Raw genomic sequence first — 13,641 nt, forward strand, 5'->3', positions numbered from 1 at the left:
CCTCGGCGCTTCCTCGCGTCGGCTCAGGCCTGGTTGTGCTTCTCGTACGCCTTCACCACGACGTCGGTCGGCCCGTCCATGACGAGCTCGCCCTTCTCGATCCAGATGGTGCGCTCGCAGGTGTCGCGGATCGCGTTGTTGTTGTGGCTGACCAGGAAGACCGTGCCGGCCTCCTTGCGCAGCTCGCGGATGCGGGCCTCGGAGCGCTTCTGGAACTTCTGGTCACCGGTGGCCAGCGCCTCGTCGATCAGCAGCACGTCGTGCGTCTTCGCCGCGGCGATGGAGAACCGCAGACGGGCCGCCATGCCGGAGGAGTACGTGCGCATCGGCAGGGTGATGAAGTCGCCCTTCTCGTTGATGCCCGAGAAGTCGACGATGTCCTGGTAGCGGGAGCGCACCTCGGCGGGGGACATGCCCATCGCCAGGCAGCCCAGCACCACGTTGCGGTCGCCGGTCAGGTCGTTCATCAGCGCGGCGTTCACACCGAGCAGCGAGGGCTGCCCGTTGGTGTAGATGCCGCCCGCCTCGGTCGGCAGCAGGCCCGCGATGGCGGCCAGCATGGTCGACTTGCCGGAGCCGTTGGAGCCGATCAGGCCGATGGCCTCGCCCTTGTACGCCACGAAGCTGACGCCGCGGACGGCGTGCACCTCGCGGATGGCGGGCGAGCGCTTGCGCGAGATGATCCGGCTCAGCGCCGAGGTGGCGCTGCCGCGGCCGGAGCCGGCGCCGTGCACCTTGTAGACGATGTGCACGTCGTCCACGACGACGGTGGGCACACGGGACTGGTCGGCGTCCACGGGGGCCGCCTCCTTGAGCTTGGTGGTCGTCGAGTCAGCCACGGCCGTACTGCTCCTCAGCCTTCCAGAAGAACACGAACCCGAACAGGCCCGCGACGACCGCCCACCCGACCGAGACGGCCCAGACGTGCGGCGGCAGACCCGCCCGGTTGATGGCGCTCGGGTCGAACGCGTAGCGGATCAGGTCCATGTACACGGCCGCCGGGTTGACGTCCGCCATGACCTGGATCCAGTGCGGCCAGCTCTTGATGTTGGCCTCGATGCTGTAGAACACGCCCGAGAGGTACATCCAGGTGCGCAGGATGAACGGCATCAGCTGCGCCATGTCGGTGGTCTTGGCGCCGACCCGGGCCATCGCCAGCGCGAGGCCGGTGTTGAAGACGCACAGCAGCGCGACGGCGGGGATCACCAGCAGCCAGGTCAGACCGGGCGAGATGCCGCTGATCAGCACGATCGCGACCAGCACCACCATCGAGATCAGCAGCTGCTGCAGCTGGATGATGGTGAAGGCGATCGGCAGGCACGCCCGGGGGAAGTGCAGTGCCCGGATCAGGCCGAGGCTGTCCGAGATCGCGCGGGTCCCGCTCTGGACCGCGGTCTGGATGAACTGGAAGGTGAAGACGCCGATGCACAACCACGGGATGTAGTAGTCCATCGACTTGCTGCCCGAGAGGATCAGGCCGAAGACCAGGAAGTAGACCACGCAGTTCAGCAGCGGGGTCACGACCTGCCAGACCTGGCCGAGCTTCGCCGTGCTGTACTGCGCGACCAGCCGGGCGGTCGCGAAGGACATGATGAAGTGGCGCCGGGACCACAGCTGCCGCACGTACTTGCGCAGCGGCGGCCGCGCACCGCTCACCGTGAGGCCGTACTTGGCCACGAGCTGCTGGGGGGTCAGGCCCGCGTCGGCGCCCCTCGGGGCCGAGAGGCTGAGCGGGTCACTCAATGTCGACACATTCGTCCTTGATCACGGAGTTTGATTCGACCGGCAGGGGGCTTGCCGGTGGCAGCGATCAGATGATCGGCGGTCGGCCCAGGCGGGTCAGTCGCCATACAGTACGCCATCGCATCGGCCGTCGCGGACCGCAGGGTTCCGCCCAGCCGGCCCGGAATCCGCCCAGCCAGGCCTTGAGCGCGTCACCGGACGGGCGGCGGGCCAGGGTGAGCAGGAGCCAGGTCCCCAGGTAGAGAGGCACCAGCGGGGCCGGAAGGTTCCGCCGGGCCAGCCACACGCGGTTGCGGGCCACGTTGTGGAAGTACGAGGCGTGCCGGGCCGGCGAGGTGGTCGGGTGGTGCAGCACCACGTCGGCGCGGTAGTCGATGGCCCAGCCGGCGTCCTGCGCGCGCCAGGCCAGGTCGGTCTCCTCGTGCGCGTAGAAGAACTCGCCGGGGAGCTGGCCGGCCTGCGGGAAGACGGCCGTGCGGACGGCGCTGGCGCCGCCCAGGAAGGTCGTCACCCGGGAGGAGCGCAGCGGGTCGCTGGCGCGCAGCCGCGGCACGTGCCGGCGCTGGGTGGCGCCGGTGTCCGGGTCGGCGATCCGGAAGGAGACGATGCCGAGCCGCGGGTCCTCGGCGAAGGCCCGGCGCAGCAGCTCCGCGGAGTCGCGGTTGGGCAGCAGGCCGTCGTCGTCGAGGAAGAGCACCACGTCGACGTCCCGGCCGTCCGGGCCGAAGAGCTCGATGCCGACGTTGCGGCCGCCGGGGATGCCGAGGTTCTCCGGCGACTCGGCGGTGCGGACGTCCGCGGGCAGTTGCGGCAGCGGGGCGCCGTTGGCGACCACGGCCAGCTCGACCGGGGGGCCGTCCTGGGCGCGGACGGACTCGATCAGGGCGTTGAGCTCCGCGGGGCGGTTGCCCTGGGTGATGATGACGGCGCCGAGCCGCAGGGCGTCGCTCATCGCAGCCTGCTCGACAGGACGATGCTCAGCAGGTGCAGCACGGTCTGCAGCACGGCGATCGCGGCGAGCACGACCACCGCGATGCGGGTGAAGAGGATGCCGCCGTGCACCTGGTCCGCGATGCCCGCGGCGAGGATGAACAGCGAGGCCTCGACGGCGCCGATGAGGCGGTGGAACTTCAGCAGCGAGGCGGCCCGGCGGGCCTTGGCGACGCCGGACGAACGCGGCACGGAGGCGCTGTCCTCGACGGCGGTCATGCCGCTGCGGGCGCGGGCCACGTCGACCAGGTCGGTCTCCGACTTGATCAGGATCGCGCCGAGCGCGGCCAGCGTGCCGAGGAAGGCCCACTGCCAGGCGGTGGCGGTGCCGTCCTGGTGGAAGAGGTCGGCGGCGCGCAGGCCGAGGCCGGTGAGCAGCGCGGCCTCGGACATGTAGTGGCCGACGCGGTCCAGGTAGACGCCGGTGAGCGAGGTCTGCCGGCGCCAGCGGGCGACCTCGCCGTCCACGCAGTCGAGCAGCAGGTAGACCTGGATCAGCAGGGCGCCCAGGACGGCGCCCGTGATGCCCGGGATCACCAGTGCGACGCCGGCCAGGATGCCGGTGAACATCATCAGGTAGGTCAGCCCGTTGGGCGTGATCACCGTGACGGTGCTGAGGACGCGGGTGATCCGCAGCGAGATCTTCCGCATGTAGAGCCGGCCGGCCCAGTGCTCGGCGCTGCGGCGCTGGAGCATCCCCTCGGGGTGGATGACGGCCCGCAGCTCCTCGATGGAGGGGCGGCGGGTCAGGTCGACCGGGGCGACCGAGGGGGTGTCAGCGGTGGACTGCTTTGACATAGTCGGCGTACGCGTCCCTGATGTCGGATGGGGAGAGGTCGAGGTGTTCCAGGATGGTGAAGCGGCCCGGGCGGGTGTTCGGGGCGTAGTGCACCGCCTCGGTGAACTCCGCCTCGGTGAAGCCGATCCGGTCGGCGGTCACCGGCAGTCCGTGGCTCGCCAGGCGCTCCACGATCAGACCGGTCAGCTCGTGCTCGCCCCGCAGGTGGCTGGCGAAGGCGGCACCGAGGCCGACCTGCTCGCCGTGCTGGGCGGACCGCTTGGGGTACAGCACGTCCAGGGCGTGCGAGATCTCGTGACAGGCGCCCGACGAGGGCCGGGTGCTGCCCGCGATGTTCATCGCGATGCCGGACAGTACCAGGGCTTCCGACAGCGCCATCAGGAGGTCCTCGTCATCGAGGACGCCGGGGTGGCGCAGCAGGTTCTCGCCGGCCGAGCGGGCCATCGCGACGGCCAGGCCGTCCAGCGGCTCGCCGGTGATCCGGTTCGACAGCTCCCAGTCGGCGCAGGCCGAGATGTTGGAGATGACGTCGCCGATGCCGGCCGCGACGAAGCGCTGCGGCGCCCTGCGGATCACGTCGAGGTCGACGACGATGCCGATCGGGCTGGGCACGCCGTAGGAGCCGCGCCCGGCGTCGTTGTCGAGGATCGAGACCGGTGAGCAGATGCCGTCGTGCGCGAGGTTGGTGGCCACCGCGACGATCGGCAGGCCGACCCGGGCCGCGGCGTACTTCGCCGCATCGATGATCTTGCCGCCGCCGAGGCCGACCAGCGCGTCGAAGTGGCCGCCGCGCATCTCGTCGGCGAGCCGGACGGCCGCGTCGAGGGTGCCGTCGGCGACCTCGAACCAGGCGGCGCCCGGGAGCAGCGGTTCGAGCCGCTCCCGGAGCACCGCGCCGGAGCCGTTGCTGATCGCCACCGCTATCCGCCCGGAGGCGGACAGCCGCTGGTCCGCGAGGATCCCGCCGAGCGCGTCGAGGGCGCCCGCGCGGATCTCCACGAAGACCGGCGAGGGCAGCAGCCGGGTCAGTACTGGCACGCGATCTCCCGCGCGCGGGCCAGGTCGTCGTGGTTGTCGACCTCGACCCAGGACACCTCGCCGATCGGCTGCACGTCGACGCGCAGGCCGCGGTTCACCATCTCCTGGTAGCCGTCCTCGTAGTAGAGCTGCGGGTCGCGCTCGAAGGTGGCCTGCAGGGCGTCGGCGAGCGCGTCCTTGGCGGACGGGTTGATGATCGTGACGCCGATGTACTCGCCGGTCGCCTCGGCCGGGTCCATCAGCTTGGTGATGCGGCGCATGCCGAGGGCGGGGTCGACGACGACCTTCATCTCCTCGTCGGCGAGCTTCTTCACGGTGTCCAGGGCGAGCAGGATGCCGGGGGCGTTGCCCTCCTTGGCCATCCGGTCGTTGCCGTCGAGCATGGTGCGCTGGACGGACGCCGGGTGCACGGTGTCGCCGTTGGCGAGCAGCAGGCCCTCGCCGAACAGCTCGCGGGCGCACCACAGGGAGTAGGCGTTGTTCCACTCCTCGGCCTTGTCGTTCTCGACCAGGGTGAGCTTGACGCCGTACTTCTGCTCCAGCGCGTCCTTGCGGTCGTACACGGCCTCCTTGCGGTACCCGACCACGACGGCGGCCTCGCGCAGCCCCACCTCGGCGAAGTTGCCGAGGGTGAGGTCCAGGACGGTCCGGTCCCCGTCGACCGGCACCAGCGCCTTCGGCAGGGTGTCGGTGTAGGGACGGAGCCGGCGGCCTGCGCCGGCGGCCAGGACGAGGCCGATCATGCGGTGTCTCCTGATTCGTCGTGTTCTGCCGTGGCGTCGCCGAACACCCAGAAGTGGATGGACTCGGCGACGACGACCAGGGCCAGGACGGCGGCCAGGGCCACCAGGCCGCCCTGCAGGGCGGCAGCTCCGGGCCCCTCGTGGCCGACGGACCCGATGGGGGCCCCGCCGTACACGAGGGCGGCGAAGAGGGTGACGAGCAGGGCCCGTCCCTCCTGGCCACCGGTCGCGCGAACCAGCCAGCGGGCCGGCGCGCCGGTGCCGCCGCGGAGGCGGTACACCGTGTCGTAGTGATGGTAGGCGACGGCCGCGACCAGCCCGAACGCGGCCGGGAGAGAGGCGGTGTCCAGGCGCAGCGCGAGCGCGAGGACGGTCAGGTACTCGCCGGCGCGGAAGAACGCGGGGGCCAGCCAGTCCAGCGGGCCGGTGAGCTTCCGGGCCAGGACGAGCGAGCTGAGCAGGACGTAGCCGGCGGCGGCGCCGACCGCGGCCCAGGTGCCGCCGAGCGCGTGGACGGCGACGGGCAGGCCGGCCGAGGCGAGCGCGGCGACCACCGGGACGGCGAGACCGGGCAGCCGGCGGGCGACGGGGCGCAGCACCGGCGCGAGCAGCTCGGCGAGCGGGCCGCCGTCGGCCAGGACGGCGACCTCGCGGGCGGCCTGGTCGGTACGCGGGCGGCGCCGGTTGACCGAGCGCAGCACCCGGCCGGCGGTGGTGTAGCAGCAGGCCAGGGCGCAGCCGATCAGCAGCACGGTGAGCGTGGTGCGGGGGGTGGTGAGCGCGGTGAGCAGGGCTATCAGCGCCCAGCGCTCGCCGATCGGCAGCACGATGATGCGGCGGGCCCAGACCGTCCAGCCGACCCGGTCGAGCCGGTTGGAGAGCTGGGCGGTGGGGCTGGCGTTCGCAGCCTGGACCTTGCTGCCGGCGGTGGCGGGGTTGCGGGCGGTCTCCTGGTCGGCGGCCATGAAGGCGAAGTCGACGCTGTGCCGGAAGGTCATCAGCACCATCGCGGCGAGCGCGAGCGCCCACACGTGGTCGCCGGTGCGGGTGGCCGCGATCGCGAGGCCCGCGTAGAAGGAGTACTCCTTGGCCCGGTCGAAGGTGGCGTCCAGCCACGCGCCAACCGTGGAGTACTGCAGCGAGTACCGGGCGAGCTGGCCGTCGGTGCAGTCCAGCACGAAGGAGAGGATCAGCAGCAGGCCGGCGGCGACGAAGCCGGGCCGGGTCGCGGTGGCCGCACTGGCGGCCGCGGCGAGCGCGGTGACCAGGGAGGCCGTGGTGACCTGGTTCGGGGTGAAGCCGCGACGCGCGCACCAGCGGGCGATGTAGCGCGAGTACGGGCTGACGCAGTAGGTGGTGAAGAAGCCGTCGCGGGCCTTCACGGCGCGGCGCAGCCGCACCGCCTCCTCGTCGACCTCGGCGACGGCGGCGCGGGCGGCGGCCAGCTCGTCGGCGGTGGCGGGGACGGTCGCGACCAGGGTGCCCAGCTCGGGGCGCTGGACGGGGACGCCGCCGCGCTGGACGGCGCCGGCGAGGGCGTCCGGGAGGTTCGGCTCGTGGCCGGTGAGGCCGTGGGCGGCGGCGACCAGCGCCTCGCGGGCGGCGGGGCCGTGGACCGCGACGGCGCCGGGCACGGCACCGGCCGCGAAGCGCGGGTCGGTGAGGGCCAGGCGCAGGGCGTGCCGGTGGCCGACGAAGCCGGCGTCTATGACGGCGATCCGCTCGGCCGGGTCGGCGGCCGCGAGCAGGCCGGCGAGTTCGGCGGCGTCCCGGGCGTGCAGGATCCGGCCGAAGCCGATCGCCGCGAGGTCGGCGGCGAGCGGACCGGGGGCGGTGACCGCGCCGCGGCCGCCGGCCGGGGGCGCGGGGGTGCCGGCCGCGGCGAGGTCGGGGCTGCGGTCGGCCTGGGCCGGGATGGGCACCGTGGTCACGGTGGCGGTGGCGGCCGTCCCGTACCCACCGGAGGTGCTGAGCGGGAGCGGGTCGCCGGCTCCCGGGACGGCCGACGGCTCGGAGCCGGTCACGATCACAGTGGACAGCGGGACTCACTCCCTGACGGTGCGAACGTTCGACGGTACGGACGGAGGTCCGGCCGCAACGGCGAGCGGGTGGGACGGGGTGTGGTGGCGCTGCCCAGGGGGCCCGGCGCACCGGTTGAGGCTACCGGACGGCCCGTTTGCCCCCGAATCGGGGCATCGCCGCCCAACGGGGCACCGCGCGGGGGCGCCCGGCAGCGCGGGCGGGCGGCGCGTCGTCGCAGCCGGTGGCCGTTCCGGCCGCCCGGACCGTGCGGATCATCATCCCGGACGGCGAGCCCGGCGTTCAAGCCGCGGAGGGGCGGACATCGGGCGCACGTACGACGTTCGAACGGACACAAGGTGAAGGCTCCGCGACGAATTCGGTCAGGGCCCGAACACATCGTCCGGCCGTTCGTGCCTTCCCGGGCCCCACGTGCGTCGTGACCTCGGGACCCCGAACCATGCGGCAGACTTGGGGCCCGACGCCACTTGCGAAGGGGACCCCATGTCCGACATCTCGTCGACCAGCCGGACGCACCTCCTCCCGGAGATCGACACGGATCTCGACGGAGGGCCCGGCGGCAGCGCCGGCGGTGCGGCGCAGCCCGCCGCCGAGATCCTGCTGGAACTGGTCGACGACGACGGCTTCACCATCGGCACCGCGGAGAAGCTCTCCGCCCACCAGCAGCCGGGCCGTTTGCACCGCGCGTTCTCGGTCTTCCTCTTCGACCAGCAGGGCCGGCTGCTGCTGCAGCGCCGCGCCCTCGGCAAGTACCACTCCCCCGGCGTGTGGTCGAACACCTGCTGCGGCCACCCCTACCCGGGCGAGCAGCCCTTCGTCGCGGCCGCGCGCCGCACGGCGGAGGAGCTCGGCATCGCTCCCGCCCTGCTCTGCGAGGCCGGCACCGTCCGCTACGACCTGCCGGACGAGGCCTCCGGCCTGATCGAGCGCGAGTGGAACCACCTCTTCGTCGGCCTGGTGACCGCCGACCTCGTGCCGGACCCTGACGAGATCGCCGAGACCCGCTTCGTCACCGAGGCCGAGCTGAAGGAGCTGGAGGCGGAGAAGCCGTTCTCCGCCTGGTTCCGGACGGTCTTCGAGGCGGCCCGGCCGGGCATCCGGGAGATCACCGGGCGCGGCTGGTAGTCCTGCGACAGTCCTCGGCGGCAGGCTCGGGCGGTCTCCTCCGTTCCGGGCCTGCCGCGTTTCCGTTCCCGGCCCGCCGGGGTTCCGCACCGGGCCCGCCGGGGTTCCGTTCCGGGCCGGCCGGGTTCACCAGAGGTGGCCGTCCGGCTCCGCCGTGCGCGGGGCCGGCAGCGGCAGGGAGGCCCAGATGACCTTGCCGCCGCCCTCGGTGCGCTCCACGTCGCAGGTGCCGCCGGCCTGTAGGGTGACGCTCTTGACCAGCAGCAGCCCGCGGCCGCCGAGGTTGCCCAGATCGCTCTCCAGCGCCTTCGGCCGGTAGGGGTGGAGGTCCTCCACCGAGATCCGCACCCAGCCCTCGCCGATGGCGAGCTCGGTGCTGAGGCGGGGCGAGACGACGGCGGCGTGCGTCACCGCGTTGCTCACCAGCTCGGAGACGATCAGCAGCAGGTCGTCGATCAGCTCCTGGTAGCGCTCGCCGGCCATGCCCTGGGCGAGGAGGCGGTCACGGACTGCATGGCGGGTACGGGGGACGGCGGCCTCCTGCGCGTCCGCGACGAACCGCCACACACCGGGTTCCGGGCCGGAGCCCGGCTGTCTGACCCCGTCCGGTGAACCGGGGTCCGTCGAAGTGCTCGAGGCCGCCCCGCTGATCTGTTCCACGTCAAGCCACCCTTCGCATCGTGACGGGAGGCTCTGCCGCGAGCCGTGCGCACGGCGGCGCCGGCCGGCGGCCTCTCGGGAATCGGGCGTTCCGCTCAAGGCTCCCTTGGTCCACAGAGGCTAGGAGAGCACCCGCCGGCCGCTGGTCGTAGGACTGGAAACTGGCGGCGGGTGAACTGTTCAGACCACATGCGAACGCGATCGGACCACTTCGGCCCGGTCACGATTCGTTGTACCAGCGGAACGGTCACACCGTGGGAGGTTTTCCCAGATCAGCACGGCCGGACACCGGGGTCTCCACGTCCGCCGGAACGCCCCCGCGAGGCGCCCCCGGGGCCGCCCGCGGCCTCCGCACGGCCCGGCCGCCCGGCCGGCCCGTCCTCGCGTCGCGCCTCCGCTGCGGCGCCCGTCCGGCGGTCCGGGCCCGGGCCCCGCGGACCGCGCCGATCCCGCCGACGGGCGCCCGCAACGGCGCTGATCAGGCCGGGTCCGTCCGACCGCCCCGGCGGTCGGCGGTCGAGGGCCCGGCCGGGGCGGACGCCGGACGGCCCGTGCACGGGCGCCGGCCGCCCGCACGGTGAACGAACACGGTCAGTGACGGCGCCGGGTCGATCCGCGGCCCTGCGGACGGCGGGACGGCCCGCCCGATCGAAGCGGCCGGGCGCCGAGCAGGAGGAGCGCGACGGACCGAGTGAGCCCCTCCGTGCCGGTCGCGGTCGCGCGCCCCCTGCGCCGTCCCGCCCCAGGCCCCGCCTCCGCCCAACACCCGCTTGAAGGAGATCCGTGCCGATTTGCGCTGATTGTTCCGCCCTGCCCGTACCGAGCAGCAGAAACGCAGGTGAGAAGCAGTCCCGCGGCCTGGTAATGTTCTCTCTGTCGCCAGGGGGCGAAGGAAACGGAAACCCCGAGGCAACACACCCCGTCCGGGTGGCGGAATGGCAGACGCGCTAGCTTGAGGTGCTAGTGCCCTTTATCGGGCGTGGGGGTTCAAGTCCCCCCTCGGACACCAGTGAGAGGCGGATCGTGATCTTCGGATCACGATCCGCCTCTTCGCGTGCTGCGTGCTGTGGCCGGTAGCCGGTGGTCCGCTCACGCCCGGGCCGTGATCACCACGGCCGTCTCGGCGAAGAAGAAGCGCCCCTGCTCCGCCGCGAGCCGCACCGCCCCGTGCCGGGCTCCGACCTCCCCTGGTGACACCTCTCCCCTGCCCTTGCGAGCCACACTGCTCGCGGCCGACCGATCGAGGCCGATGAGTCGCGCCCGCGGATGTCGGCGGGCGAAGGCCGCCAGCGTTGGCCCCTTACCGCACCCCAGGTCAACGACGCACCCGTCGAAGCGCAGGGCCGTCGAGTCCACCAGGATGTCACTGACGTCCTTTCAGTTCGGCAGCCCCACCGGCCTGGTACGAACGATAGGATCACGGTGGGGATGCACCGTGGCGGTGTTTTGGGGGGAGCCGATGGTGGGGCAGCAGCGTCCGGTGCCGGTTGACGACCTACTCACCGCAGTACGCGCGGAAATCACCGCCTGCCGACGGGACACTGCTGACGGCGCGGACAAGGTGGTCCTCAGCAACGGCCGCCGGACGGGCGCGGGTTCTGACCGGTACGACTACGTCTTCGCCTGCCGGTCCTGGCCCGAGTCGCTGGACGGCAAGGCGCTGGTCGTCCGGCCGGACCGGTCCCGGGAGCCGTGGGTAGCGGCGGAGGTGTCCCGGATGCCCGACGGCACAGTGCGGGTCGTGACACCGACCGACCTCGGGAGCTCCCCGTCATCGGTGGTCGTCCGGGAGGACGACGCCTCCACCTGGTCCGCGCTCGCCGATCGGTTGGAGGCAGTGGGCAGTACGGACAGCCCGGTTGACCTCGGTATGGCCGGCTTCCTCCTCGGAGCGGGCACACCTGCACTGACGCGGGTGGCCGACCCCCACCGGTGGGTCGCCGGCTGGCACGATCTGCCCCTCAACCCGAAGCAGCGCATAGCCGTCGAGCAGGCGCTCGGCAGCCAGGTGCTCTTCCTCTGGGGACCGCCCGGGACGGGAAAGACGGACGTCGTCTCCCATATCGCCGAAGGGTGCTTCCGGCAAGGCCTCAACCTGCTGTTCCTCGCTCCCACCAACGTCGCCGTCGACCAGGCCTTGGAACGCATGTGTGAACTGCTCGTACGCGAGCCCGGCTTCGACGACGGCCTCGTCCAGCGAGCCGGTGACATCTCGGTCGCCAGCCTGGAGCAGCGCTACGGCGCTCAGGTCGACCCGGTTCGCATCGCCGGCCGGCTCGGCAGCCGTTTGGACGAGCAGATCGTCCAGGCACAGACGCAGTTGACGGCCGTACGGGCAGCACTCGCCCTGCACGACGAGGCACGGAGCCTCACCGAGGACCTCACCGATGCCCGAAATCGGCACACCACGGCATCGGCCACCGCCCAGCAGGCGGGGATGTCGGCGCTGACCCTGGAGGCCGCCTCCGCCGCGCTGCGCGTGAGGATCGCCGAAGTCGGGGCGCCGACCAGGCTCCTCGCCAACCGAAAGCTGGCCAAGCTCAGCGACCTGAACGACCGGCTGTACACCTCCGATCAGGCTCTCGCGGGCGCCCGCCGTCAGGAGGCCGCCGCCCGATCCGACCGGACCTCAGCCGCCGCCTCGATCAGTGACCTCAGCGGCCGACTCGCCGCACTGAGCCCGAGGCTCACCGGGGTCGCACCGTACCCGCAACTGACCGAACAGGCGGACGGCCTGCAGCGCGTCCTCGACGAGTTGGACCGACAGCGTCGCGGTCTGGACGAGACCGTCCGGTCGCGCTGCCGGATCAAGGGAGCGACCGTCACCAAGGCCGTGCAGTCCCGCAAACTGCTCGACCGGGTGGACGTGGTCATCATCGACGAGGCAGCCATGGTCAACCTGCCCTCCGCCTGGTACGCGGCCGGGCTGGCGGGCAAGCGACTCATCGTTGCCAGGGACTTCCGCCAACTCCCCGCCATCACCAAGGGAGCCCAGGACCGCAGGGCCACCGACCCGCAGCGGCAGCACTCACAGCACTGGGCCGAGCGGGACGCCTTCCACGCTGCCGGGTTGGTCACGGCGAGCGGGTCCGCCCGCCGGGACGACCAGCGGCTGGTCGGCTTGGACACCCAGTACCGGATGCACTCGGAGATCTGCGCCGTCGTGAACACCGTGGCCTATCCGGACGCACCGCTGCGCACCGGCCGTCCCGACCGGTCCCGGCTGCCCGCCTCGCCCTTGCTGGAGGCGCCGGTCATGCTCGTGGACACCTCGGCGCGACGCATTCCCGGACGGGACCACAAGTCGAACGCCGTGCACGAGGCCGTGATCCACCAGTTGGTGCGCGGTCTGCAGTACGACGGCGTGCTGCCCGGGCGGAACTGGTCGGAGGCGGCGGAGGGCCAGCGGCCCACCGATCGGATGGCCGTCATCGCCCCGTACCGCGACCAGGTCAAGGCGATCAATGCCAGCCTCTCCTACCGCTTCGGAACCGAGTACGAGGGTCTGGTCGACACCGTGCACCGCTTCCAGGGCAGCCAGCGCCCACTGGTCGTGATCGACACGGTGGCCGGTGCCGGAAAGAGCCCCGGCCAGTTCTACGCCGGAACCGGGCTGTCCTCGCAGACGTGCCGACTGCTCAACGTCGCACTCAGCCGCGCACAGGACCACCTCATCGTCATCGCCGACGTCGAGCACCTCCGTGCTCACCTCGCCCCGCACAGCGAAGCCGTGCGGATGCTCGACCACCTCGAAGAGCGGGCTCTGCGCCTGCCGGTCGACCAATTGGTGCCCATCCGCAGCGCTGCCGACCTCGGCACCCTGTCGGAGGACGAACTCGGCCGTCCCGCGTTCTTCCCCGCCGACGAGGTGAAGCGCGCGGTGGCGTGGGACATGCGGCAGGCCACCAAGACCATCGAGGTCTACTGCGCTTTCCTCGACCCCGAACCGGTGCGGTACTGGGCCGGGCCCTTCGCGGAGCTGACCGCACGCGGCGTCCAGGTCACCGTGATCACGCGGGACCACACCGCCGACCCGCGGAAGGCACCGCTGGTGGAGGAGCTCCGCCGGGCCGGCTGCCGGGTCGAACAGCGTGATCGCATGCACGAGAAGGTGCTCATCGTCGACGAGACGGTTCTCTGGCACGGCTCCCTCAACCTGCTCTGCACCACCGGGCCGACCGACCTGATGATGCGGATCACCGACAGCCTCGCCTGTCAGCGCGTCCGCCGCATCATGGAGCGTGCCCGGCCCGAGCGCCGCAACTCCGCCTGGCCGCAACGAGAAACCAGCACCACGCCCACTCAGCCACCGGTCGCCGCTTCCGACTCCCCCGCCCCCGGTGTCGAGCTCAACGGCCGGCTGTACCTCGCCGTCCCGTTCGCCGAGAAGGACGACGCCAAGCGAGACGTTCGGGCCCGCTGGGACGGGTCGGCCCGCCTCTGGTGGACCACCCCGGGCCAACGGTCCCAGGCCGCCCGCTGGCTACCGCCGCAGCCGTAGGC

The 13,641-nt window shown here is 72.2% G+C and carries 10 protein-coding genes and 1 tRNA gene; 3 read left to right on the forward strand and 8 right to left on the reverse strand.

Annotation, left to right across the window (positions count from 1 at the left end; translation table 11 throughout):
• Positions 1–23 precede the first annotated feature (23 nt).
• The 7 genes from IE98_RS0123760 to IE98_RS0123790 all read right to left on the reverse strand — a co-directional run bounded on the left by IE98_RS0123760 (position 24) and on the right by IE98_RS0123790 (position 7,097).
• Positions 24–839 carry an ABC transporter ATP-binding protein gene (locus tag IE98_RS0123760; RefSeq protein ID WP_078661237.1) on the reverse strand — a complete coding sequence of 272 codons (816 nt, stop codon included), beginning with the start codon at positions 837–839 and terminating at the stop codon, positions 24–26.
• On the reverse strand, positions 832–1,752 hold the full coding sequence (locus tag IE98_RS0123765) for an ABC transporter permease (protein WP_030272102.1): 921 nt from the start codon (positions 1,750–1,752) through the stop codon (positions 832–834). The genes IE98_RS0123760 and IE98_RS0123765 overlap by 8 nt, the downstream gene beginning before the upstream one ends.
• 58 nt (positions 1,753–1,810) lie before the next feature.
• Positions 1,811–2,695, reverse strand: a complete 885-nt coding sequence (locus IE98_RS0123770) for a glycosyltransferase family 2 protein (protein ID WP_043174941.1) — start codon at positions 2,693–2,695, stop codon at positions 1,811–1,813.
• Positions 2,692–3,429, reverse strand: coding sequence for a CDP-alcohol phosphatidyltransferase family protein (locus IE98_RS0123775; protein ID WP_199922954.1), 738 nt, complete (start codon positions 3,427–3,429; stop codon positions 2,692–2,694). Before IE98_RS0123775 ends, IE98_RS0123770 begins: the two co-directional genes overlap by 4 nt.
• Positions 3,430–3,508: 79 nt before the next feature.
• Complete coding sequence (locus IE98_RS0123780; protein WP_030272107.1) at positions 3,509–4,570, reverse strand: iron-containing alcohol dehydrogenase family protein; 1,062 nt, start codon at positions 4,568–4,570, stop codon at positions 3,509–3,511.
• Positions 4,558–5,313 (reverse strand): sugar phosphate nucleotidyltransferase, encoded by a 756-nt coding sequence (locus tag IE98_RS0123785; protein ID WP_030272109.1) that lies wholly within the window; start codon positions 5,311–5,313, stop codon positions 4,558–4,560. The genes IE98_RS0123780 and IE98_RS0123785 overlap by 13 nt, the downstream gene beginning before the upstream one ends.
• Positions 5,310–7,097 (reverse strand): DUF5941 domain-containing protein, encoded by a 1,788-nt coding sequence (locus tag IE98_RS0123790; protein ID WP_052390885.1) that lies wholly within the window; start codon positions 7,095–7,097, stop codon positions 5,310–5,312. The genes IE98_RS0123785 and IE98_RS0123790 overlap by 4 nt, the downstream gene beginning before the upstream one ends.
• A 739-nt stretch (positions 7,098–7,836) precedes the next feature.
• On the opposite strand from IE98_RS0123790, the gene idi reads away from it, so the two are divergent.
• Entirely contained in the window at positions 7,837–8,478 is a 642-nt protein-coding gene (idi, locus tag IE98_RS0123795) for an isopentenyl-diphosphate Delta-isomerase (RefSeq protein WP_078661238.1), read from the forward strand.
• A 126-nt stretch (positions 8,479–8,604) separates the two neighbouring features.
• Here idi and IE98_RS0123800 read toward each other — a convergent pair whose 3' ends face one another.
• Positions 8,605–9,045 carry an ATP-binding protein gene (locus IE98_RS0123800; RefSeq protein ID WP_030272115.1) on the reverse strand — a complete coding sequence of 147 codons (441 nt, stop codon included), beginning with the start codon at positions 9,043–9,045 and terminating at the stop codon, positions 8,605–8,607.
• A gap of 1,014 nt (positions 9,046–10,059) precedes the next feature.
• Between IE98_RS0123800 and IE98_RS0123805 the strand changes: the two genes are divergently transcribed.
• Positions 10,060–10,147: transfer RNA gene (locus IE98_RS0123805), tRNA-Leu, on the forward strand.
• Positions 10,148–10,699: 552 nt separating this feature from the next.
• Positions 10,700–13,639 carry an AAA domain-containing protein gene (locus IE98_RS46675; protein ID WP_199922952.1) on the forward strand — a complete coding sequence of 980 codons (2,940 nt, stop codon included), beginning with the start codon at positions 10,700–10,702 and terminating at the stop codon, positions 13,637–13,639.
• Positions 13,640–13,641 lie beyond the last annotated feature (2 nt).

The organism is Streptomyces sp. NRRL B-24484 (assembly GCF_000717715.1).
Taxonomy (GTDB): Bacteria; Actinomycetota; Actinomycetes; order Streptomycetales; family Streptomycetaceae; genus Kitasatospora.

What these genes read in the sequence shown, in the direction of transcription:
- IE98_RS0123770 (WP_043174941.1), bottom strand. Translation starts at nt 2,695, where the DNA reads ATGAGCGACGCCCTGCGGCTCGGCGCCGTCATCATCACCCAGGGCAAC.
- idi (WP_078661238.1), top strand. Translation starts at nt 7,837, where the DNA reads ATGTCCGACATCTCGTCGACCAGCCGGACGCACCTCCTCCCGGAGATC.
- IE98_RS0123785 (WP_030272109.1), bottom strand. Translation starts at nt 5,313, where the DNA reads ATGATCGGCCTCGTCCTGGCCGCCGGCGCAGGCCGCCGGCTCCGTCCC.
- IE98_RS0123775 (WP_199922954.1), bottom strand. Translation starts at nt 3,429, where the DNA reads ATGCTCCAGCGCCGCAGCGCCGAGCACTGGGCCGGCCGGCTCTACATG.